We start from the raw sequence: 22,940 nt of genomic DNA on the forward strand, positions 1-22,940 counted from the left end.
AAAGCCTTAACAGGTAAAGCAAAACCATTTTTGCAAACTAGCCACAAGCTATGCGTCGATGGATCAGATCATGTCAAAACCATCCATATCCAAGCGATCATTCACCATGGGTGATCTGCGCCAAATCGAGCCGTTTTGCCGGTTTTTGGCACGGTGGTTTATGGCATGGGTGCTTGTCATGCTTGGCAGTACCGCGCCGCTGCATGCCGCCAGCCAATCAAATATGGCAACGGGCGCTTGGGTTGGTGATCCTGCCTTTGGAGAGGTGCGGCTTGTTTCGGCGGTTTCGGCAATGGGCAATCTGGAAGAATTGCCGCTGGGTCTTGAATTTCGTTTGGCACCCGGCTGGAAAATCTATTGGCGCACCCCCGGTGAGGCCGGATTACCGCCAACGCTTGATCTGCAAATGGCGAATGGTGCGCCGCTGCAAAGCCAGATCGAATGGCCAGTGCCAAAACGGTTTAACGCCTTTGGCTTTGATAATTTTGGTTATGCTGATGCGGTAATCCTGCCGGTTGCTGTTCGCGGTTATGATCGCGGCGCGGCACTGCAGATTCGTGGGCAGGTCGAGGCGCTGGTCTGTTCGGATATTTGTGTTCCTTTGGCGGGGGCGCTGCGGCTTGATCTTGCTGATGGCCCCGCCGAACCGTCATCTATGGCAATGGTGATCGCGCAATTTGCCGCCAAGGTGCCGCGCATTGATGCGCCATCACCAATCAAGATTGCAACCGCATGGCAGTCAGGATCGCAACTAAAAATCGGCTTTGCCGCAACCAGCCAGCCAGTCACCGAGATTTTTGTCGAAGGGCCTGCGGGCATTGCCTTTAAACAGCCGGTATTTGCCAATAATATTGCGGTGATTGATGTAGAAGGCGATTTGAAAACGCCGCTTGCCGGCCAGACGGTCGATCTAACCGTCATTGCTGGTGATGATTTTACAACGCAAAGCATCATTGTGGCAAAAGACGCGCCGCTTGCCGGATCATTCGTGGCAGGCAAGCCCATGCCAACTGATGCTGGCGCGATGGCGCAATTCTGGACGGTGATTGGCTTTGCCTTTCTTGGCGGGCTGATTTTAAATTTGATGCCTTGTGTCTTGCCCGTTCTTGCGATCAAGCTGGCGGCGATTATTGAAGCCTCTGGTCAAAGTCCCGGTTTTGTCCGGTTGCGGTTTGGGGCTGGTGCGATGGGCATTTTGTCCAGCTTTGCCATTTTGGCGGCGGGGCTGGCCGCGCTGCGGCTTGCTGGTGGGCAGATTGGTTGGGGGATTCAGTTCCAAAGTCCGGTATTTCTGGCAATCATGCTGCTGGTTCTGGGGCTGTTTACACTGAATATGCTCGACCGGTTTTTTTTGCCGATTCCGGCTTTTTTGCAGGCCAGTCTTCGCGGCAAAGGCCAAAATACCAATGAGCAGGGGCGTCTGACAATTCTGTTTGGTGACTTTATGGCTGGTATGCTGGCAACCTTGTTGGCAACGCCCTGTTCGGCGCCATTTGTCGGCAGTGCGGTCACTGTGGCGCTTACCGGCGATATGGCACAGCTGTTTGCCGTGTTCATGGCGATGGGGGCTGGTCTTGCCGCGCCGTGGGGGCTGGTTGTTCTATTTCCGGCGCTGGTTGGATTCTTGCCGCGACCCGGGCATTGGATGGTTTGGTTAAAACGCGGTTTGGCGGGATTGCTGATCGCAACGATGATCTGGCTTGGTTGGCTGTTACAAACAATTCAAGGCGGGCAGGCAGCGTTGCTGCTGTTTGTCCTGATCGGTTTTGTGCTTTTGGCCATTTTATGCCGTCAAAAAATCGGGATTTTGCTGGCTGGGGCTGGCCTTTTTGCGGGTTTGGGATTTTTGCCCGCACCTGCAGCCCTTGCACCGCAGACCAATGGGCTTGTCTGGCAGGTTTGGTCAGATGACGCCACTGCGGCTGCCCGCGCCGAAGGCAAGCTGGTCTTTGTCGATGTAACCGCCGATTGGTGCATCACCTGCAAAGCCAATAAAGCGCTGGTTCTTGAAACGGCCCCCATAGCCCCGATGCTGGCGGCATTGGTTGATGATGGCAAGCTGGTGATGCTGAAAGCTGACTGGACGCGTCCCGACCCACGCATTGCGGCATTTCTGGCAAGTCATGACCGGTTTGGCATTCCGTTCAATATCATTTATGGCCCAAAGGCACCTGAAGGTGTTCTGCTTGGCGAATTGCTGCGCGCGGATATGCTTGAAAATGCGCTAATCAAGGCGGGCATGACTCGTTAGGCGCTTTGTCGGACTTGCATCATCACGAGCAGCGGTATAAATAGCATTCATCAGTCTTTCACCGCATAATTTTTCCAATGAAGGCGACTCCATGACCGACGAAATCCCGACCATCGAAGCTGGCCAAAAAATGCCAGAGGCGACCATTCATACCAAATCTGAAGATGGCATTGATGCTGTTGAAACCGCCGATTATTTCAAGGATTGCCGGGTTGTCATGTTTGCGCTGCCGGGTGCATTTACCCCAACCTGTTCAGCGCGGCATCTGCCAGGCTATATCGAACATGCCGATAAATTTAAGGCAGCCGGAATTGACAAGATTGCCTGTCTTGCGGTCAATGACGCGCATGTGATGCGGGCGTGGAGCCTCGACAGCAAAGCCGATGGCATTGTTGATATGCTTGCTGATCCGCTGGCCAGCTTTTCAGATGCGCTTGGCATTAGCCGTTTTATGGGGCCAGTCATGGGTCGCCGCGCCGCGCGTTGTGCGATGGTCATCGATAATGGCGTTCTAACGCATATGTTTATGGAAGAGCCAGCCGCGTTTGAAGTGTCAAGCGCCGAGCATGTTCTCGCCAATCTTTAACCGGCAAGGGGGCGTGCTGCCCCTTTTGGTGATGGTTATAACTGGCCTTGCATTATTAATTTAAGGCAATGGCCTCGGCGGCGCTGCGGGCAAGAACGTCACAACGTTCATTCAGCGGGTTGCCAGCATGCCCTTTGACCCAGTGCCACCGCACCTGATGGCGGATCACCGCTTCGTCAAGCTGTTGCCATAAATCTTGATTGGCAACCGGCTTTTTGGCGGCGGTTTTCCAGCCATTGGCCTTCCAGCGGGGCATCCAATCCTGCACACCATTCATGACATAACGGCTATCGGTATGCAGATCGACAAGCATTGGACGCGTCACTGCATTCAGCCCCATAATGGCCGCCATCAATTCCATCCTGTTGTTGGTTGTGTCAGGCTCGGATCCGGTCAGTTCGCGTTCATTGCCCTGCCATTGCAGGATTGCCGCCCAGCCGCCCGGGCCCGGGTTTGACAAGCATGACCCATCGGTATGGATTACCACCGGTTCTGGCGCATCCTGCGGCATTTAACGGCTCCTATAATGGGAAAGGGTGGTGAAAATTATGGGGCATGGCGTGATCATTGGCTGTTTTGCCCCTATCTAGTCAAATCCGTAGGCACCAACACCCGAAACCGATTGGTGAAACCCTAGGATTGACCAATATTCCATCGGGTCTTTTGGACTGACAAGCGCATCTTTTGGCGTATGAAGCCAATCATATAGGCGGGTCAGGAAAAACCGCATGGCTGAGCCAGCCGCCAAAACTGGAATAGCGGCAATTTCGGCATCTGATAAAGGCCGTATTGTCTGATAGCCGCGAATCAGCGACCGCGATTTGGTTATGTTAAAGCTGCCATCAGCCTCGAAACACCAAGAATTCAGGCAAATGCCAATATCATAGGCAAGAACATCATCACAGGCGAAATAGAAATCAATCACACCGGTTAAATGATCGCCGATGAATAAGACATTATTGGGAAAAAGATCGGCATGAATGACGCCTTGCGGTAAATCTTTTGGCCATGATTCGAGAATCGAATCAAGCCGCGTTTGTGTCATTGCCTGCATTGACGGGGCAATTTCATCGGCGCGGACACCAACACTGTCTAAAAGCGGCTGCCATGATTGTGGGCCAAGCGCGTTTGGACGGCGGCGGGTCACGCCGCTGGCATGAAGATGCATCTCGGCAAGGCTGGCGCCAAGCGCGCGACATTTTTCACGGTTAGGATAGCGCGATGATGTGCCATCAAGAAATGAAAATACCGCACAAGGCCGCCCCATTAATTTCTGCAAAATGCTGCCGTCACGCGCGGCCACCGGCAAGGGGCAACTCATGCCTTTGCTGGCAAGATGAGTCATGACTTCCATGAAAAACGGCAGATCATCAGCGTCAACGCGTTTTTCATAAAGCGTCAAAATATAATGCGCCTTGTCAGTTCGCAAAAGATAGTTTGAGTTTTCAACACCTTCGGCAATGCCAGCAAAGCTGAGAACATTTCCAAGATCATAGCCCGACAGAAACGCCGCCAGCGTCAGATCATCTACTGTGGTATAAACCGCCATGAAACCTCTAGCTTGCTAAAATGGCCGGTAATTTGAAATTCACCGTTTCACGGATTTTGCCATGCTCGCTAACGTCAATCTGATAGCGTTGGCGCAGCGCCGCAACAACATCTTCAACCAATGTTTCCGGTGCTGATGCGCCTGCCGACAGGCCAATATGATCAGCCTCATCAATAAGTGACCAATCAATCGCATCCTTATCAGCGATCAAAAAGGCCGCTTTGACACCAGCCAGCTTGGCAACTTCGACAAGCCGCTTTGAATTTGACGAATTTTCAGCCCCGATCACCAGCATCAGATCAACCGCACCGGCAATATCCTTGACCGCCTTTTGCCGGTTGGTCGTTGCATAGCAGATATCCTCGCCGCGCGGACCCGATATATCGGGAAAGCGGAATTGCAGAACCGAAATAATCTCGGCAGTGTCATCGACTGACAAGGTTGTCTGGGTGGCAAAGGCAAGATCTACGCCTTCGGGCGGTGTAACATGCCGTGCATCATCAACCGTTTCGATCAAGGTCACTTCGTCTGGATTCACCTGACCCATTGTGCCTTCGACTTCGGGATGACCAGCATGGCCAATCAGCAGAATATGACGGTGATTATCGGCATGACGCCGCGTTTCAATATGAACTTTGGTGACCAATGGGCAGGTGGCATCAACGGCAATCATATTGCGGCGTTCAGCCTCATCCACAACGGCACGGGCAACGCCATGTGCGGAAAAGACAACCGGGGCATCTGTTGGCACGTCGTCCAACTCATCAACGAAAATTGCGCCTTGTGCGGCCAGCCCGTCAACGACCGTCTTATTATGCACGATCTCATGGCGAACATAGACGGGCACCCCAAATTTTTCCAAGGCAACCTCGACAATGCGAACGGCACGATCAACGCCAGCACAAAACCCGCGCGGTGCAGCAATGGTCAGTTTTTTACGACTTGTTTTCATAAGTATTGTTGTTGCCCGTTTCCTGTGTTTAGGTCAATTGCTGTTAAAGAAAAAAAGCTTTATGTTGGACCTATGAAAAAAATGTCATTTATGGCCTTGATTGGCTGCTCGGTTCTTTTGGCTGGTTGTGCCAGCCAAGATGAAGTGGTTTTTTGCCCAACGATAAGCGCGCCCGAAGAAGGAGCGCGTGCCTTTGTGCGATCGGATAATGTCAAACAGGTTTTCGATGTTCGCCTGAATGGGGTGAATGCCATCTGTACGCGGCATAATTCAGGCGGCACGATGGTGGCGTTGAGTGTTGGGCTGAAGATAAAGCGTTCGCTGGCGGAAGGTGCGGAAAATGATGTTGTCGCTGTGCCGATGATGTCGGCGATTGTTGATGCCAATCAAACGGTTATTTCTAATCAGGAATTTGGCTATCGTGTTGGCTTTGATAAAGGCAGTGACAGCAAATTCCCAGTTGCCGATATCGAGCAGCTTGTCCCGGCCGAGGCAAGGCTGGTGATTAGTCTCCGGCCTGCCTATTAGGATTTTCCCCGAATATAACGCATAAAAAACGCCTGCTCATCCGAACAGGCATTTTTTATGCGTCATTAACGACCTTAATTCAGTTTTTCAATCTCGGCAGCCGCACTATCGACAAGGGCAAGACTGGCCTTTTCATCTAGATTGCTAGTGATGATTTCGGTTGCTGTGGCGACAGCCAAGGCAGCGGCCCGCTCGCGCAGTTCGGCAACCATGCTGGCTTCGGCAGCCTTGATCTTGGCATCTGCCTGCTGTTCACGGCGTTTGACCGCTGCAACAGCATTTTTCTCGGCTGTTTCACGAATGCGCTGGGCAGTCGCTTCGGCCGATTGCAAAATGGCTTTTGCTTCTTCTGCTGCTTCACGATGAAGCCGCTGATATGATTGCAGTTCTTCAAGCGCCGCGTCGCGCAATGCCGATGCTTCTTTCAGCTCACTGCTGATCTTTTCTGAACGCTCATCAAGCATGGCACCGATGGCACCGCCCGCTTTGCGCCAGACAAGGGCAATGAAGACCACAAAGCCAACGGCTACCCATACCGATTCAAGAACGATTCCCTGTTCCATCAGTTTGTCTCCTGCTTGGCAAGTTTTGTCGCAATTGATGATGCGGTTTTGCTGGCCTGCGCGCTGCTAGTTTTGATACCGGCAAGCGAGGCAACCGCTGCCATGGCAGCTTCAGCGGCAACATCATTCAAATTGGCCATTGCACTTGTTTTGGCTTCAGCTAGTTTGGCTTCGGCAGCCCCAACTTTGTCCGCAAGCTTCTTTGCAATTTTTGCATCAGCAGCTTCGGCTTTTTTGGTGGCTTCCATTGCGGCTTGCTTGGCAAATTCAGCAGCTTCGATACGCGCCTTTTCAAGATCGCTCTCATAATCGGCACGAATTTTGGCGGCATCGGCGCTAGCTGCACGGGCTTTTTCAAGATCGCCATCCACGGTCTGGCGACGTTCTTCGAGAACAGCACCAATGCGTGGCGTTACGATTTTGGCCATAACCAGATAGCCTGCACCAAATAGCACAACGAGCCAGAACAGCTGTGATGGCCATGTGGCAATATCAAGCTGTGGCAGACCCGGCTCGCTAGCGCCAGCTGCAAAAGCCTTTGCCGACATGAATGCCGGAAGGGCGACTGCAATTGCGGTTAGCCGGTTTCTTGTATTTTCCGTCATTTTTATCCCCTTGCCCGCCTGCCGGTTGTGGATCGAAAACGAACCGCAATGCCGGCAAGCAAGTCATGGAATGTTTGTTGCGAATTCGGGTCTTTTTACAGAGCGAACAAAAGCAACAGGGCAACAACCAGTGCGAACAAAGCAATCGCTTCGGTCAAGGCAAAACCAAGAATGCCGATACCGAAAACTTCGCCACGAGCCGCAGGGTTGCGTGCGATAGAGGTTACAAGTGCAGCAAAGATGTTGCCAATACCAACACCAACACCAGCAAGAGCGATAACGGCCAAACCGGCACCGATCATTTTTGCAGCTTCTACTTCCATAATCATAGTCCTTCCATGAGTTTCTATTTTGTTTAGTTCAATTCACACCGCTGCGATTCCCCAGCGGATTCGGGTAGGCCTCTGCGCCTAGTGTAGATGCAGGGCGTCGTTCAAATACATACAGGTCAAGATGGTGAAGACATAGGCTTGCAGCGCGGCAACAAGCACTTCAAGGCCGGTCAGGCCAATCAGAGCAACAAACGGCAGCAATGACCCAGCCATTGCAAGCCCGCCAGCGCCAGAAATCATCACGGCAAGACCGGCGAAAACTTTCAACATGGTATGTCCTGCCAACATATTAGCGAAAAGGCGAACCGACAGGCTGACCGGACGCACGAAATATGAAATGACTTCAATGACAATCAAGAAGGGGATCAGCACTTTTGGCGCGCCAGCTGGAACGAAAAAACTGAAGAAATGCAGGCCATGCTTGAACAGCGCAATGATCGTCACGCCAACAAACACAAAAGCCGCCATCGCAAAGGTCACTATGATCTGCGAGGTAAAGGTATAAGAATAAGGAATAAGCCCAAGCATATTGCCAAACAGCAAAAACACAAAAAGCGTAAAGATGAATGGGAAATAGGGGCGGCCTTCGTTGCCGACATTGCTTCGCACCATTTCGGCAACAAATTCATACATCATTTCTGCCATGCCCTGCATGCGACCTGGAACCATATCGGCCCGGCGCATCGCGCTGATCAGAAAAATGGCACTGACGCCAATGGCAAGCAGCATAAACAAGCTGGAATTGGTGAATGACACATCATAACCACCAAGTGACAGTTCAACCAATGATTTGATTTCAAACTGCTCGACTGGGGAATGCATTCCTTCAGAATTGCTCATTGCCTGTCAGCTCCCTTAATCTTCCTTGTCTGATGAGTTTTTATGCTCATCGAAATAACCTGCGGCCAATCCTCGGCCAGTAAATACACGCCAAACATTTAACATGCCAGCGATTGCTCCCATAAAAAACATCACCAACATAAATAGCGGCGATGTATCAAGCCATCGATCCAGCGCCCAGCCGATAAAGGCACCAACCACAACACCTGCAACAAGCTCGGTGGCAACGCGTCCCATGATTGCTGCCATGCCTTCGGGAAGGGCAGATCGGCCGGGCCGGTCTTTTTCCTCCCGCTGCGCTTGCAGCTTGTCCAGACGACGGTCAATGTCCGCGAGACGTTGTTTGTCCCCTTGCGTGTCTTTGTCGTTCATCTGGTCGTCCCAATCCTAAAAAGCCGCGTCCGTTGCAGCAGGATATGGCGGGTTCACACGAAGCTATTCCTATGGTTATCCAATACCGAATTGAGCAGGCGAAATGCCACTGTTATGGACAGCGACCACCCCTACCTAAATCGCGCTCAAAATAGGGGGGTGGGTTGGTCTTTGTCAAGCCTTCAATGGGTGTTCTTTTGCCGCAGATTTCTGCGGATTAGCTGGCTTGCGGAAATGTTCTTGGTGAATCGCTGAAAAGCAGGGGCTAAGCAACCGCATTATCACGGATTCTTTCGGCTGTCTGAAGATCAACGGAAACCAATTTCGAGATGCCGCGCTGTTCCATGGTGATGCCGAAAAGCCGATCCATGCGCGCCATTGTCATGCGGTGATGCGTAATCACCAGGAATCGGGTGTCAGTCTGGTCGCAAATATCACGCAAAAGATCACAGAATCGAACCACATTCGAATCATCAAGCGGGGCATCCACCTCATCAAGAACGCAAATCGGCGCCGGATTCGTCAAAAAGACGGCAAAAATTATCGCCAGCGCGGTTAGCGCCTGTTCACCGCCCGATAAAAGCGACAGTGATTGAAGGCGTTTACCCGGTGGGCTTGCCAGAATCTCAAGCCCAGCCTCAAGCGGATCATCGGCATTGGTCAGCTGTAATTCCGCCGTGCCGCCACCAAACAGCTTTTTGAATAGCCGTTTGAAATGCTCATTCACGTCGCCAAAGCTTTTCAAAAGACGTTCGCGGCCTTCACGGTTCAATTGGCTGATCGCCGCGCGTAACTTGCCAATGGCGGCAATCAAATCATCACGTTCGGTTTCCATGCTGGTAATGCGCGTTGCCACATCTTCCATTTCCGCTTCGGCGCGCAAATTGACAGGGCCGATATTATCGCGCTCGCGGATCAGGCGATGAACACGCTCTTCCAGAACATCAAGACTGGCAAGCGCCTCGCCATCTTCGATGCCAGCAATTTCGGCAACATCTTTTGGCGCACAATTCAATTTATCCGCAATGCGGTCTTTTAATTCGGCAAGGGAGGCATTGCAGCGTTCTTCGCCAGCCTCGGCGCGGATTTGGGTTTCACGCGCTGTCGCAAGGGCATTATCAGAATCGCGTTGCAGTGATTCGGCCTCGGCAAGGCTGGTTTCGGCAAGCCGAAGCGCATCCGCCGCATCTTGACGATTCTGTTCGGCAATTTCCAGCCGATCACCAATCTCAAGACGCTGTTTGGCGATGGTTTCGGGAAGCGTTTCCAAACGGTGCTGTTCTTGATTGTCGTCAATCAGGCGTTTTTCCAATTCGGCAATGCGGCCGCTTGCGCCGTCAAGACGTTGCTGCCATGCGCTTGCTTCCTGATTACAGCTTGATTGGCGGCGGGTCGCCGTGCCAACCAGATCGGCAAGGCGTGATTCGGCCTGCATCGCCTCGGTAAGGGCAGTGCGTGATGTTTCGGCAGCGTTTCGAGCCGCCACTTCGCCAGCGGCAAGGGCGGCATCATCGGCAAGCCCCGCAATTTCAACCTCGCAATTTGCCAGACTGGTGGCTAATTCATCAAGGCTGGTATTTAGCTCGGCCGCCCGGTCGCGCCCTGCGGCCAGTTTCAAGGCGTCGGATTCGGCGTGGCGGCGGCTGTCACCAAAAGCCTGTTCGGCCTGCATGCTGGCACTACGGCAAGATTGAAGATGCTCACGCGCGGCAATAAGCGTTGTTTCGCTGCTGCTGGCGATGGCACCGCTTTGATCCAGCTTTTGACCAGCCTTTGCCGCGTCATCTTGCAAGGCGTCAAGGCGGCGACGCTGGCGGATACGCTCGGCGCTTTTGTCAGATTGATTGGCATGGCGTACAAATCCGTCCCAACGCCAAAGACTGCCCGATTTGGTAGCAATGGCTTGGCCGGGAAGAAGGCTGAATTGCAAGGCTTCGGCTGTCGATGCGTCATCAACCACCCCAACACCGGCAAGTGACGCTGCCAGTGCTGGTGCCCCTGTTACAAAATCGGCAAGCGGCATCGTGCCATCTGGCGGGGACAGGCTGGCCTTGCTGCCTTCGCGCCAAAACCCCTGATTGCCGCTGCCAACCGGTGCCGCTAATTCATCTGCAAGATAGCCGGCAAGTGCGGTTTCCATGCCATCACTGACCGAAAGCTGATCAGCAATTGGCGCAGCATCATGGTCGCCAAGATCGGCCAGAAGATATTGTAGCGCGTCAATTTCCGCCTGAAGGCGAGTCATGTGCGATTCGCTGTCACGTTTGGCATTCAGCGCAGATTCGGCAGCAGCATTCGCATCGGTGAGGGTTTGTTCGGCTGTTTCCAAGGCTGATTTGGCCGCCATGAAATCGGCTTCAGTTTCTTGTTTGGCCTGATCTGACTGAGTGGCCTCGGCAAGCAGGGTTTCAAGCGACAATTGCGCTAGCGCGGCATTTGCCGATTGAATACGATTTTCGATATCCTGTTTGCGGCTGGCCAAACTATGGCGGGTGGTCGCAGCGGCGCGAAGAGCGGCGCTAGCCTCGGCAAGGTTGGCCTCATTCTGGCTCGCGGTCAGGCGTGCCGCCTCTAAAACATCTTTCGCCGCAGCCTGTTGCGGGCTGGCTTCGGCAATTTGAACGGCTAGGGATTCGGCTTCATCGGCAAGTCGCGCAACGGCTGATTTTGCATCATCAAGAAGGCTGGTTTCGCGGGCGATATCTTGGGTAAGCTGGTTTTGCCGGTTGGCAAGCTGGGTCAGGGCATCGGTAACACGCGCCTCTTCACGATCCAATTCTTCGCGGCCAAGCGCCAAGCGTTGATATTCGGCGGCTTTTTCGGCCTCGCTTGCCCGCAGGGGCGGAAGCGATGCGGCAATCTCGCTTCGGGCTGTGGCGCAACGGGCGGCAATTTTGGCACGCGCGCCAACATCTAATTTGGCTGCACCAAGCGCCGCGGTGGCGGCATCGCGATCCTGTTCAGCGGCCATCCAGCGAGCAAGAAGGAATTGTGCTTCGGCTTTACGAATGCGATCGGCAACTGACCGGTAACGTGCCGCTTGGCGGGCTTGTTTACGCAAGGAATCACGCTGTTCGATCAGACCGGCGATGACATCATCAAGCCGTTCAAGATTGGTTTCGGCGGCGCGAAGCCGTAATTCGGCCTCATGTCGTCGCGCGTGTAATCCGCGAATATTTGCCGCTTCTTCGATCAGGGTTCGCCGGTCAACGGGTTTGGCACCAACAATCGCGCCAATGCGTCCCTGACTGACAATGCCGGATGATCGCGCGCCGGTGGCGGTATCGGCAAACAGCAATTGCACATCACGCGCCCGCGCCGGTTTGGCATTCACATAATAGCTGCTGCCTTTGCCGCGCTCAATTTTGCGGGTGATTTCCAATTCATCCACATCATTGAATTCGGCAGGGGCTTGGCGATGACGGTTATCAAGCTGAAGGGTGATTTCGGCAAGATTGCGCGCGGGGCGCTGTTCGGTGCCGCCAAAAATCACATCATCCATTTCGCCGCCACGCATTTGGCGCGCCGAGCTTTCGCCCATAACCCAGCGAAGCCCCTCAACGATATTGGATTTGCCACAGCCATTTGGCCCGACAATGCCTGTTAGGCCGGAATCAATCTCAACCTCGGCGGATTCCGCAAAGGATTTGAATCCGGCCATTTTCAGGCTTCGAAAAATCACGTTAACAACCTGTCATTGGTGACGTCTGAAATTAGGCGTCTGTTGCATTTATCTTGGCAGCAAAATCTTCGTATGACAGATCGCCAGAAATGATGGTTTTGTCATTGACCACAAAAGATGGTGTCGATTGTATTTTCCAGCTTTTATAGGCTTTTTGACGCATCTCAACAATCGCTTCAAGAAGAGGCCTATTACCCATAACGGCGTCAAAATCGGCGGCGCTCATTCCGGCAAGCCGCGCCATTTGCGACAAGGCGGCAAGCGGATCCGGATTGCGCGCCCAGCGATCAATATCTTTCAACAGCATCGAAATCATTGGGAAATATTTATTTTTTGGCAAAGCCCGTGCCAGCGCATGGCCGCGAAGCGCAATTTGATCAAGCGGGAAGGGCTGCATCTCAAACCGCACCATGCCAGTGTCAATCAACCGTGTTTTCACATTGGGAAAGGTGTTGTTGTGAAAGCTGGCGCAATGCGGACAGGTCATTGAAAATAATTCAACAACTTTGATCGGGGCATCATCCTTGCCAAGAACGCGCGGTGAGGTCACATGCGCGATCGTTGGTTCAAGGGCAAAGGCAGCGGTTGGCAAAAGCGATATCGCAGCACCCCCCAGCAGGATAGCGCGGCGATCAAGGGCGAAATTCATTTGGTTTTGTTTCTTCATGGGGCAATCATAATCCAAGGGGAAAAGCGGGGCAATGCACGATTTTAGGACAATAGCATTTAATTTGGGCGTCGATCCTTTGTTTGATCTTTTGCGCTAATTCTTTGCGCCTTCATCTTCGCCAACCGGCCCGCCTAGCCGCCGAAGCGCCGCGCGCAGTTCGGGTGATTTGATATGTTTCAGTTTTTCATCAAGCGTCCAAATATCAGGCGCATCCGAAATTGTAGCCGGTTTTTTGGGCGGCGTTTTGGGGGTTGATGGTGGCAGATTTTGCACAAGGGTAATCCGGCCAACAGCCTGATATCCAAAGGCGGCATTTACCTGATCAATGATTTGGGCTGATATGGCTTGGGCTTGTGGGCCGCGACCCGAGGTGATTTGCAATTTCAGCGTTCCGTTATTGCTGCTGCCACGCGGAAAGTGAATATCTGCCGGTCGGCACCATGCAGCCGTATCACCAACAATATCATGCCAATGCGAAATAAGGCGGCTAATCGCAAAACCACGCTCATTCGCCGATGGCGCGACCATAGGTTCGATCATGGTCGATAGCCGCCGCATTTTATTCAATCGGTTTTTGGGCGGTTTCACCATAATTTACGATGCCGGTTCAATTGTTGGTTGATGAATAAGAATAAAGGTTTTGGGCGACTTGACCCGATTGCCGAATATACTAGCATGACCGATCCCTGATGCAAAATATGCCAGACCAAATAGATAGACATCCATAACGCTAAATCAATTTTTCGAATAACAGGACATAATCGCGTGGGTAATCAAAAATCGCAAACATTCCCAACGGCCGCTTTGTTTGGATGGTATGACAAGCATGGGCGCGATTTACCATGGCGTCGCCGCTGGCCATATTTAGCCTCGGCCTATCACGTCTGGCTGTCGGAAATCATGCTTCAGCAAACCGTTGTGGCAACGGTGATTCCCTATTTTCTCGATTTTACCCGCCGCTGGCCAACCATCAATGACCTTGCCTCAGCACCGCTTGATGATGTGTTGGCAGCATGGGCGGGTCTTGGTTATTACGCCCGCGCGCGCAATTTGCATAAAGCGGCGGTGATGGTGGCGACTGAATGGGGCGGACAATTTTCCGGTGATCATCGCCATGCCAATGCAGTTGCTGATTTGCGCGCTCTTCCGGGGGTCGGCCCCTATACTGCCGGTGCGATCGCTGCCATCGCGTTTGGCCAGCAGGCGGTGGTTGTTGATGGGAATATCGAACGGCTGTTCAGCCGCTATTTTGCGATTACAACCCCGCTACCAGCGGCTAAAACTGAAATTGCCGCGGCCTATGCGGCTATTTTGCCAGTTGATCGCCCATCGGATTGGCCGCAGGCCTTGATGGATTTTGCCAATGCGGTTTGTACACCGAAACAGCCGCTTTGTGATGGCTGTTGTTTTGCCGAATCATGTCAGGCTTTGGCGCGCGGCTTGGTTGATCAATTGCCGGTCAAGCCGGTCAAAACACCCAAGCCGGTTCGGCGGGCGATTGCCTTTGTGGCGGTCAATGATCAAGGCGACATATTTTTGCATCGCCGCCCCAATCAAGGGCTTCTTGGCGGTATGCTGGCCTTTCCTGAAATTGGCCTTGCGTCAAAACAGGCGGATCAAAATCTTGATCAGACAATGGCACCATTTGCCGCTGATTGGGTTTTGCTGGATGAACCTGTTTTGCATGTCTTTACGCATTTTGCACTTGAGATGAAAATTTGCCTTGCCAGCATTGAGGGGACACCGCAACCAATCGCGGATGATATCAAAGGTCATTGGGCAAAACCGCGTCCAGCCGATTTGCCAAGCCTGATGCGCAAAATATGGAAAGCCGCCGCGGCAATGTTGTTACCGCCACATGCCAGCCGCTAGCGGCGACCTTTGATGATTGCGCTCTTAATGATTAAAGTGGCGTATGCCAGTAAATACCATGGCAATACCGGCAGCATCAGCCGCCGCAATCACGTCATTGTCCTTGACTGATCCGCCGGGTTGAATCACCGCGGTTGCCCCCGCTTTGATTAAGGCTTCAAGACCATCGGCAAATGGAAAAAACGCATCTGACGCCGCGACTGATCCAATCGTGCGGGATTGCGGCCACCCATGAATTTTGGCAATGTCCGACGCCTTGTGAACGGCGATGCGGGCAGCGTCAACACGGCTCATCTGGCCGGCGCCAATGCCGGCGGTGCTAGCGTCTTTCACAAAAACAATGGCGTTTGATTTCACATGTTTGGTGACTTTCCACGCAAACAACATATCGGCAATTTCCGCTGGGCTTGGGGCGCGTTTGGTAACGATTTTCAGATTGTCAGCACCAACCATGCCGCCATCGCGTGATTGCGCCAAAAACCCACCCGCAACTGATTTGATTTTGATGCTGCTTGTGCTTCGATCGGGCATGTCGCCGGTGATTAGCAGCCGCAGATTGGGCTTTGCCGCCATAATGGCCTTGGCCTCATCGCTGGCATCAGGGGCAATCACCACTTCGGTAAAAATGCTGGCAACAGCGGCGGCGGTTTCGGCATCAAGTGGCCGGTTCATGGCAATGATACCACCAAAAGCGCTAACAGGATCAGCCGCTAATGCCGTTTGCCATGCCGCGACAAGATTTTCACCGCTTGCCACGCCGCACGGATTGGCATGTTTGATAATGGCGATCGTTGGCTTGTCGAATTCGGCAACAAGTTCAAACGCCGCATCGGTATCATTGATGTTGTTATAGGATAATGGCTTGCCCTGAATTTGCAAAGCCGAGGCAACCCCGGGTCGGTTCTCGCCGGTTTTATAAAGGGCGGCTTGCTGATGCGGGTTTTCGCCATAGCGCAAATCAATGATTTTCCGGCCAGCGGTCGATGTGATTTGCGGCAGGTCTTCACCAAGGCTTGTTGCCATCCACCCTGAAATGGCGCTGTCATAAGCGGCCGTACGGGCAAAGGTTTTTGCAGCCAGACGCCGGCGAAGTGCAAGGTCTGTTCCACCCTGATTTTCGATGGCATCAGCAACATCACCATAATCGGCAGGGTCACAAAGAACGGTTAAAAAATCATGGTTTTTAGCCGCAGCGCGCAGCATTGCAGGCCCGCCAATATCAATTTTTTCAACAAGCGAATCATGGTCAGTGGTTTGCGCTAATGTATCCTCAAACGGATAAAGATTTACCACCAGAAGGTCGATTCCCTCGATGCCTTGGGCCGTCATGGCGGCAACATGGTCATCAAGGTCGCGCCGCGCCAGCAACCCACCATGAATTTTGGGGTGAAGCGTTTTGACGCGCCCACCCATAATTTCAGGAAATCCGGTTACATCGGCAACATCGGTAACGCGAAGGCCGGCATCGCGAAGCAGGCTGGCCGTCCCGCCGGTTGATAAAAGATCAATATTGGCCGCGGCAAGCCGGGTGGCAAGTTCGACAAGGCCGGTCTTGTCTGAAACCGAAAGAAGGGCGCGGCGAATAGGAACAGATGAAGAAGAGGTCATGATATGGCTTGCCAATCCTGCCTAGCAGAAAGGTTGAATTTACGGCGGTCTTTATGGCCGAGCTTGGCTGGAAAGGCAATTGCCGATCGCCATAAAACGCGTTCAAGCAACCTAGCCAAGCGGGATAAGATGCATCATTGCGCCAGCCAAGGCGGCCAATCCCAAAAGCCAGAAAAGCCCAAGCCCGCGCCCAAAGGCCAGAAATGCGCAAACCAGCGTAATCGCAATCACCCGCAGGTCAGGGCTTGCCAGATCGGGGGTCAGGATGTGAATCATGCCAAGATCGGTCATGCTGGTTTTGGCAAAAAACAAATGCAGCACAAACCACGCGAATAAATTGGCAATCACGCCAACAACGGCGGCCATAATGCTTGCCAATGCGCCTTGCAAACCTGGTTGATATGTTAGCCAATCAAGATAGGGCGCACCCGCAAAAATCCATAAAAAACAGGGAATGAAAGTTGCCCAAAGCGCAATGCCGGCACCCGCGATCCCATAGGCAATGCCCGCTGTTTTAAACGCCGCCAGAAAGCCGACAAATTCAGTCACAAGGATTAATGGGCCGGGGGTGGTTTCGGCAAGGCCAAGCCCGTCCATCATTTCAGCTGGTTGCAGCCAGCCAAGCTGGCCAACGACATCTTGTGCCATATAGGCAAGCACCGCATAGGCACCCCCAAAAGTCACCACGGCAAGCTTGCTAAAGAAATAGCCAATTTCGGCAAGCAGAGGCGCATCAGCAAAAAGATCAATTGCCAATAATGGCCCCCACCAAATTCCAGCCCAGATCAAAATGGTTTTGGCGGTGTCTTTGCCGTTTGGCAAAGGCGGCAATGTTGATGTTGCTTGGGGTTGGCGATTGCTGACAAAACCATAGATTGCTGCCATCGCAATGATCAAGGGAAAGGGCAGGGCAAGAATGAAAATGCCGCAAAAGCCGATGATGGCAGTCACCCATTGATGCGGTTTTTGCAAGGCTTTTTTGGCAAGCCGGATCAAGGCCTGTAAAACAATGACGACAATCGCCGCTTTCACCCCTAAAAACAGCGCGCCAACAATGCCGAACGTACCGAAATAGACATAGGCAATGCCAAGACAAAGCATGATCAAGGCACCGGGCAGAACAAATAACAAGCCAGCAATAAGCCCGCCAAGAAAGCCATGAATCCGCCAGCCAGCATAGGTGGCAAGCTGCATCGCTTCGGGGCCCGGAAGCAACATGCAAAAACTAAGCGCATTCAAAAATTGCGCTTCGCTAAGCCAGCGTCGTTCGGCAACAATCAGCCGATGCATCAGCGCAATCTGTGCGGTTGGCCCGCCAAAGGACAACAGCCCGATCTTGCCCCAGATGGCCGTTGATTGCACAAGTGGTGGCGGTGTAGTTGTGCCGATCTGATCTGGTCTGGATTGGGGGGGGGTCTGGGTCAAAAATGCAAACTTTCAATGAAGGTCAAATTCTTGGGTCAAACATATGCTGCAACGACTATTACTCGCCAAGATCGTGTTTTACAACGGCTCGTTCCGCTGAAATGCCCATTTGACGTCAATTGTGCCGATTGACCGGAGATCGGCGAGCGGAACATTAATAACAATCTGCTGACAATTCTTGCGCCCATCAATATCAAAAAACAGTGATGTATCCAATGCTACCGGTGCGCTTGCTCGAAATACCCAGCCTGCGCGATTGCCACGAATCTTGATCAAAACCCGCTGGTCGCGAAGCATGGCAACAGTTACGCGGGGGTGTAAATGAAACCGAATAACAGCCATACGGGCAATTTCACCCGGCGCGCCGGAATATTCCAGCCGATCAGCCCCGCGAAGATTGCCGCCGCCGGTTGATAGGTATAATTTGCGATGATGAATAATGCCATGCGATGCCTCATAGCCATTATGGCCGGCAACTGCGAGTAGCCCGCCCTCGGCTGGCCCCATTTCAACATCAGATATTTTGGCAAGACGGCCGGTGGCAAAATCAGATGAATTCTGGCCATCAAGGGTCAGGGTCGAATGCGCTTTGGTCGAGCTTAGCAGGCGCTGAAGGTTAACATCGCCGGTTATCTGCCCTGGATTTACCACCAATAGATTCTGCCCAACGGCAAATTCGAAACCAAGCGTGCCAAGCCCTGCCACATCGGCATGTTCAGCTGGTTGTCCAACATCCATGATCACGGTTGATCGCCCCGATGAGAATCGCAAAAAACCGCTGTAGGGGGCTTGTTGCAACAGCTTGCCCTTTTGGCCTGCGCGCGCCAGCGTTTCTTCGATTATCTCAGGATTGCAAAGGCCAGCACCGTTAAAGCGGGCAAATTGTCCATCAGCATGACGCCACATGCGGCAGATTGCGCCCATTTTGGCAATGGTTGTATCAAGCCAAGCAAGCTGTTCAAGCTGGTTTGCAATGCCGCTGTTCCGAATTTCAATCAGGTCGCGCATGATGGCCAGATGCCTATCGGGCATACGGCTTTTATGGCCGCCATCCGCATAGATCATGCCGTCAATCAACGGCACCAGAAATTCTACCAGATTATCAAGGTCGCTGGCCTCGGCACCAAGCGCGGCGTTGGCAATGATCAGCCCGCGTAACGCGCCAACGCGGGCATCATGGTCATAAAGCCGCTTCCAATCAATCGCCAAACAGCGTGCCTGCAACCCGATTGAGTCGCTAATTTTCTGTTGGAATGTTTCATCGGCAGAACTGCCATACCAATCATAGCAAAAAACAAGGTTTGCCAGACGTTTTCCCATGATATCAGGTTGCCAGCTTTTGGCGTTCCAGCGACCATTGACCTTAAGCCAGTTGCTGATCAGGCTTCGCGCCCGACTGCGCGCCTGACTGCCGCCAAATGTGCGTAAATCACGAAGCCATTCAAAATCGTCAAAGCCGTCACTGCTGACCCGCCAGCTGGAATCGCTGGTCATGATTTGCGATCCCTTGCTTGCCGCGCCGCGCCAATGATCGGAATAGCCGGTGATGATCACATTTGGCTTGCTGCCGCGTAAACTCCACAAAAACAGGCCGGTATGCCGGAATAGCTGTTCAAGCTTGCCAACACGCCATGGTTCAGGATTTTTGTCGCGTTTCGCCATTACTGCCTGTCGTTTATCACGATCACGAAATGAAGGCCTTGCTGCCTATTCTAAAGACATTAACCGCGCGATGAAAAAACCATCAACCCCGCCAATGTCAACATAGTCGCTTGGCAGGATGCGGATACACCCTGTTTCAGTGATTGATTTGGCAAAGATGCCGGCCTCATCGGCGGTGATGGGGTCAATGCCAAAGCGCCCATCAGCGGCATCAATGACTGCGCTGATGATATCTTCACCCTCTTCGGGTTGTAATGAACAGGTGGCATAAACCATGCGGCCACCCGAACGAAGCCAGCCAAGCGCATTTGTCACGAGTTGCCATTGGATTTGCTGCAAGGCAATAATGTCTTCGGCTTCGCGCTGGTTCAAAATATCAGGGCGCCGCCGCACCGTGCCGGTTGCCGAACAAGGCGCATCGACAAGAACCGCGTCAACCGGCGCATCTGGGCTGTAGCCGGCGCCATCGGCAAGCACAAGATCAGCCGGTAGTTTCAGGCGTTTCAAATTGCGCCGTAACCGGTCGAGCCGTTTGCGGCTATTATCAATCGCGGTGACGCGGCCACCAGCGGCAATCAATTGCGCGGTTTTGCCACCGGGCGCGGCGCATAAATCAATAACTGCCTCGTCTTTGGCGATATTTAACAGGCGGGCTGGCAAGGCAGCGGCGGCATCTTGCACCCACCATGCGCCTTCTTCAAAACCAACAAGCAAAGATGGGTCGCCATCAAATTCACGGCGCAGGCTGTGAGTATCAATCACGCGGGCGTCAAGCTTGAACGCCCATCCGGCGGCATCGTCTTTGACGGAAATATCAAGCGGCGGTGGCAGCATGGCAAGATCGGCAATGGCGGTGGTGGCTTCCTCGCCCCAATAATGCCGCCAGCTTTGTTGCAGCCAGCCCGGCAGATTATCCATATGGCTGGTCGCTTCAAACAAGCCCTCGCCTTCACGGGTAAGGCGGCGCATGACCGCATTGGCAAGCCCGCATAATCGGTCAAACCCGGTTTGGCGCATCAGCTCGACCGTGCTGTCAACGGCGGCATGCGCCCCTGTTTTCAACAGTAAAAGCTGCGCTGCGCCCATCAGCAGGATAAGATTGGCATTGGCTTGTGCGCCAAAAGGTCTGCGCGCAACAAGTGGGGCAAGCACGCGCTCTAATTGGCCGCGATGGCGAAGGCTGGTCGTTGCCAGCAAACGAACAAAACGGCGATCACGATCTTCTAATTTGGGTAATTCATGATTGGATGAAAGCGCCTTATCAAGCTGGATGCCTTCATCAACAGCAACCAACAGATCATAAACGATACGGCGGCTTGTCAGCGATGTTGGAACGGCTTTTTTTGGCGCTGCATCGTGGCTTTTGCCAGCTGGTTTTGCCGGTTTGCCACCGGTCTTTGCCCGCGATGCGGGGCTGGCTGTTTTCTCACCAGTCGGGCGCGAGGTTGGCCGATTGTTATTTGCCGATGGTGCGCCCCCCGAAGATGGTTTGCCCGAAGATGGTTTACCTCCCGAAGAGGGATGATCAGCGGATTGGCGCTCACCACGGTTTGCTGGCCGCGGCTTTGCGGCACGTTTCGGCGTTTCCAAACGCAAAAGAGGCTTGTCGAGGCGGGTCGGTGTCGATGAGGTTTTGCGATCAGGCATTGAAAATTCCGATGGTTCATCTGCATAAAGCGGCTGATGACTTGTTTTTGCGCGTTTAAAGGGGCATATACCCAATTATGGAAAGAGACAAGAAAAACACGCCTGCAATGGCTGGTGAAGCGATCGATAAAACCGTGCAAAATAGCGATAATCTGCCGGATAAGGCGGTTGACAGTGAACTGCCACCCGAGGTGAATGGTCCCAAAGGACCCGAGCCAACGCGCTATGGCGATTGGGAACAAAAGGGACGTTGCACCGATTTTTAAGCCATGTGATTTTGGCGGGATTGGCTTTTCGGCTTGCCAGCTAGCAAATGAGGCGTTGTGATGACACGGGTGAAATCGGGCATATTAGTAAGTGCGGCGCTTCGGCACGCCAGCGCGAATTTTATTGATTGCGTTCTGGCACGCCGCGGCGACGCCGATGCGGGTGCCATTTTTGTGCATATTGATGCGCTTGATGGGCGTCATAAATTACTGGCGCGAAGCCTTGATTTTGATGGCAATTACGCCTGGCAGATTATCACCAGCACCGAATGGGTAGATGGCGAAACCGCCGCAAGCCGTCTTGCCGCTGAAACTAAGATGGATCACGATGCCTTTATTATTGCGGTTACTGACGCCAAGGCGCGAAACCCGTTTGACGCGCTGTGAGTTGGCGTTAGCGGGTTATGTGCGATGCATCAATACCGTAATTGCTCCCTAGAGACGATGTCAAACCCGGTATATTTTGTAGTAACATGCGACAACTTTATATGCCGCAATGGTAATCAGCACTTTCCAGCATAGAAATCCAAAGAAAGCAATAGATGTCAGATACATATCAGATTGATGAAAATAGTTTTCAACCGATAGATGGCGAGCGTCTACGCAAATCTGAACAAGTAAGCCACAAGCCAAAGGTGCTTCTTTTGTATGGTTCATTGAGAGCGCGCTCATTTAGCAGGCTAATGACAGAAGAGGCTACGCTCGTTTTATCCAAGCTAGGGGCTGAAACAAAAACATTTAACCCAACTGGACTGCCGTTACCGGATGATGCTGAACCAACACATCCTAAAGTTGCCGAGCTTCGTGATTTAGTCAGCTGGAGTGAAGCGATGGTTTGGTGTTCCCCTGAACGGCACGGCGCAATGACCGGCATAATGAAAGCGCAAATTGATTGGATTCCCCTGTCGCTTGGCGCTATCCGCCCAACACAGGGCAAGGTCTTGGCGGTTATGCAGGTGAATGGAGGTTCACAAAGCTTCAACGCCGTCAACCAGATGCGGATATTAGGGCGTTGGATGCGGTGCATAACCATCCCAAATCAATCATCAGTACCAAAGGCATTTCAACAGTTTGATGAAAATGACCGAATGAAGCCATCGGCATTTTACAACAGAATGGTCGATGTGATGGAGGAGTTGATGAAATTCACACTATTGACCCGTTCTTGCTCAGATTATCTTACGGATAGATATAGCGAGCGCGTCGAAACTGCGGAAAAACTTATAGCTCGCATCAACGCCGCTGATTGACGCTATATGTTTATCAATTCTTTTGGCGCTGTCGGTGAATGCCTATTTCAACTGGACATTGCCGCAAATCCTGCTGATCGGTTTTATTTTGACATTATCATCAACGGCGGTGGTCCTGATGGTATTGCAAGGGCTTTGCCAGAGCCGGATCCATGCAGGCCAGCTGACCGTTGGTGTGCTGGTGGCGCAGGATATCGCGGTTGTGCCGATGCTGGTTTTTGCACAATCGGGCATCGATGTGTTGCAGCAATGGCCATTATTGCTGGTGCGGGTGGTGATT

General features: G+C 52.8%; 22 protein-coding genes and 1 pseudogene. 8 read left to right on the forward strand and 15 right to left on the reverse strand.

What is annotated here, in order from left to right; translation table 11 throughout:
* The first annotated feature begins 70 nt into the window (after positions 1–70).
* The gene (locus ABXT40_RS02320) at positions 71–2,251 is read left to right on the forward strand and encodes a protein-disulfide reductase DsbD family protein (RefSeq protein WP_443646232.1); all 2,181 of its coding nucleotides are present in this window, start codon (positions 71–73) and stop codon (positions 2,249–2,251) included.
* Positions 2,252–2,342: 91 nt separating this feature from the next.
* Complete coding sequence (locus ABXT40_RS02325; protein ID WP_443646233.1) at positions 2,343–2,837, forward strand: peroxiredoxin; 495 nt, start codon at positions 2,343–2,345, stop codon at positions 2,835–2,837.
* Between the two features lie 55 nt (positions 2,838–2,892).
* Here ABXT40_RS02325 and rnhA read toward each other — a convergent pair whose 3' ends face one another.
* The 3 genes from rnhA to ispH all read right to left on the reverse strand — a co-directional run bounded on the left by rnhA (position 2,893) and on the right by ispH (position 5,338).
* The gene (rnhA, locus tag ABXT40_RS02330) at positions 2,893–3,348 is read right to left on the reverse strand and encodes a ribonuclease HI (RefSeq protein ID WP_443646234.1); all 456 of its coding nucleotides are present in this window, start codon (positions 3,346–3,348) and stop codon (positions 2,893–2,895) included.
* A gap of 75 nt (positions 3,349–3,423) precedes the next feature.
* Positions 3,424–4,386 (reverse strand): homoserine kinase, encoded by a 963-nt coding sequence (gene thrB / locus ABXT40_RS02335; RefSeq protein ID WP_443646235.1) that lies wholly within the window; start codon positions 4,384–4,386, stop codon positions 3,424–3,426.
* Positions 4,387–4,393: 7 nt separating this feature from the next.
* Positions 4,394–5,338 (reverse strand): 4-hydroxy-3-methylbut-2-enyl diphosphate reductase, encoded by a 945-nt coding sequence (gene ispH, locus ABXT40_RS02340; protein ID WP_443646236.1) that lies wholly within the window; start codon positions 5,336–5,338, stop codon positions 4,394–4,396.
* 72 nt (positions 5,339–5,410) lie between these two features.
* Here ispH and ABXT40_RS02345 point away from each other — a divergent pair, with 72 nt between their 5' ends.
* Positions 5,411–5,866, forward strand: a complete 456-nt coding sequence (locus tag ABXT40_RS02345) for a hypothetical protein (RefSeq protein WP_443646237.1) — start codon at positions 5,411–5,413, stop codon at positions 5,864–5,866.
* Positions 5,867–5,940: 74 nt separating this feature from the next.
* Here the strand turns inward: ABXT40_RS02345 and ABXT40_RS02350 are convergent, their stop codons facing one another.
* The 8 genes from ABXT40_RS02350 to ABXT40_RS02385 all read right to left on the reverse strand — a co-directional run bounded on the left by ABXT40_RS02350 (position 5,941) and on the right by ABXT40_RS02385 (position 13,470).
* Positions 5,941–6,429 carry a F0F1 ATP synthase subunit B family protein gene (locus tag ABXT40_RS02350; RefSeq protein ID WP_443646238.1) on the reverse strand — a complete coding sequence of 163 codons (489 nt, stop codon included), beginning with the start codon at positions 6,427–6,429 and terminating at the stop codon, positions 5,941–5,943.
* Entirely contained in the window at positions 6,429–7,034 is a 606-nt protein-coding gene (locus ABXT40_RS02355; protein ID WP_443646239.1) for a F0F1 ATP synthase subunit B family protein, read from the reverse strand. Before ABXT40_RS02355 ends, ABXT40_RS02350 begins: the two co-directional genes overlap by 1 nt.
* Positions 7,035–7,129: 95 nt before the next feature.
* Entirely contained in the window at positions 7,130–7,357 is a 228-nt protein-coding gene (locus ABXT40_RS02360) for an ATP synthase subunit C family protein (RefSeq protein WP_443646240.1), read from the reverse strand.
* An 87-nt stretch (positions 7,358–7,444) separates the two neighbouring features.
* The gene (locus ABXT40_RS02365; protein WP_443646949.1) at positions 7,445–8,188 is read right to left on the reverse strand and encodes a F0F1 ATP synthase subunit A; all 744 of its coding nucleotides are present in this window, start codon (positions 8,186–8,188) and stop codon (positions 7,445–7,447) included.
* A gap of 33 nt (positions 8,189–8,221) precedes the next feature.
* The gene (locus tag ABXT40_RS02370) at positions 8,222–8,578 is read right to left on the reverse strand and encodes an AtpZ/AtpI family protein (RefSeq protein WP_443646241.1); all 357 of its coding nucleotides are present in this window, start codon (positions 8,576–8,578) and stop codon (positions 8,222–8,224) included.
* A gap of 265 nt (positions 8,579–8,843) precedes the next feature.
* The gene (locus ABXT40_RS02375) at positions 8,844–12,260 is read right to left on the reverse strand and encodes an AAA family ATPase (protein ID WP_443646242.1); all 3,417 of its coding nucleotides are present in this window, start codon (positions 12,258–12,260) and stop codon (positions 8,844–8,846) included.
* A gap of 31 nt (positions 12,261–12,291) precedes the next feature.
* Positions 12,292–12,927 (reverse strand): thioredoxin domain-containing protein, encoded by a 636-nt coding sequence (locus ABXT40_RS02380; protein WP_443646243.1) that lies wholly within the window; start codon positions 12,925–12,927, stop codon positions 12,292–12,294.
* A 96-nt stretch (positions 12,928–13,023) separates the two neighbouring features.
* Positions 13,024–13,470, reverse strand: a complete 447-nt coding sequence (locus tag ABXT40_RS02385; RefSeq protein ID WP_443646244.1) for a DUF721 domain-containing protein — start codon at positions 13,468–13,470, stop codon at positions 13,024–13,026.
* 225 nt (positions 13,471–13,695) lie between these two features.
* Between ABXT40_RS02385 and ABXT40_RS02390 the strand changes: the two genes are divergently transcribed.
* Positions 13,696–14,802 (forward strand): A/G-specific adenine glycosylase, encoded by a 1,107-nt coding sequence (locus tag ABXT40_RS02390; RefSeq protein WP_443646245.1) that lies wholly within the window; start codon positions 13,696–13,698, stop codon positions 14,800–14,802.
* A gap of 24 nt (positions 14,803–14,826) precedes the next feature.
* Here ABXT40_RS02390 and purH read toward each other — a convergent pair whose 3' ends face one another.
* From purH to ABXT40_RS02410, 4 genes are all read right to left on the reverse strand, one after another.
* Positions 14,827–16,410, reverse strand: coding sequence for a bifunctional phosphoribosylaminoimidazolecarboxamide formyltransferase/IMP cyclohydrolase (gene purH, locus ABXT40_RS02395; protein WP_443646246.1), 1,584 nt, complete (start codon positions 16,408–16,410; stop codon positions 14,827–14,829).
* A gap of 111 nt (positions 16,411–16,521) precedes the next feature.
* The gene (gene chrA / locus ABXT40_RS02400; RefSeq protein WP_443646247.1) at positions 16,522–17,835 is read right to left on the reverse strand and encodes a chromate efflux transporter; all 1,314 of its coding nucleotides are present in this window, start codon (positions 17,833–17,835) and stop codon (positions 16,522–16,524) included.
* A gap of 78 nt (positions 17,836–17,913) precedes the next feature.
* Positions 17,914–19,497 (reverse strand): heparinase II/III family protein, encoded by a 1,584-nt coding sequence (locus tag ABXT40_RS02405; protein ID WP_443646248.1) that lies wholly within the window; start codon positions 19,495–19,497, stop codon positions 17,914–17,916.
* A gap of 45 nt (positions 19,498–19,542) precedes the next feature.
* Positions 19,543–21,144, reverse strand: a complete 1,602-nt coding sequence (locus ABXT40_RS02410) for an RsmB/NOP family class I SAM-dependent RNA methyltransferase (RefSeq protein WP_443646249.1) — start codon at positions 21,142–21,144, stop codon at positions 19,543–19,545.
* A 77-nt stretch (positions 21,145–21,221) separates the two neighbouring features.
* Here ABXT40_RS02410 and ABXT40_RS02415 point away from each other — a divergent pair, with 77 nt between their 5' ends.
* From ABXT40_RS02415 to ABXT40_RS02430, 4 genes and pseudogenes are all read left to right on the forward strand, one after another.
* Positions 21,222–21,410 carry a DUF1674 domain-containing protein gene (locus ABXT40_RS02415; protein ID WP_443646250.1) on the forward strand — a complete coding sequence of 63 codons (189 nt, stop codon included), beginning with the start codon at positions 21,222–21,224 and terminating at the stop codon, positions 21,408–21,410.
* 60 nt (positions 21,411–21,470) lie between these two features.
* The gene (locus ABXT40_RS02420) at positions 21,471–21,797 is read left to right on the forward strand and encodes a DUF1491 family protein (RefSeq protein ID WP_443646251.1); all 327 of its coding nucleotides are present in this window, start codon (positions 21,471–21,473) and stop codon (positions 21,795–21,797) included.
* Positions 21,798–21,952: 155 nt separating this feature from the next.
* The gene (gene arsH, locus ABXT40_RS02425; protein WP_443646252.1) at positions 21,953–22,660 is read left to right on the forward strand and encodes an arsenical resistance protein ArsH; all 708 of its coding nucleotides are present in this window, start codon (positions 21,953–21,955) and stop codon (positions 22,658–22,660) included.
* 34 nt (positions 22,661–22,694) lie between these two features.
* Positions 22,695–22,940: pseudogene (locus tag ABXT40_RS02430) on the forward strand (cation:proton antiporter domain-containing protein); the annotation flags it as partial.

Source organism: Candidatus Ponderosibacter sp. Uisw_141_02, from assembly GCF_048087665.1.
In the GTDB taxonomy this organism is placed as follows: domain Bacteria; phylum Pseudomonadota; class Alphaproteobacteria; order Puniceispirillales; family Puniceispirillaceae; genus UBA3439.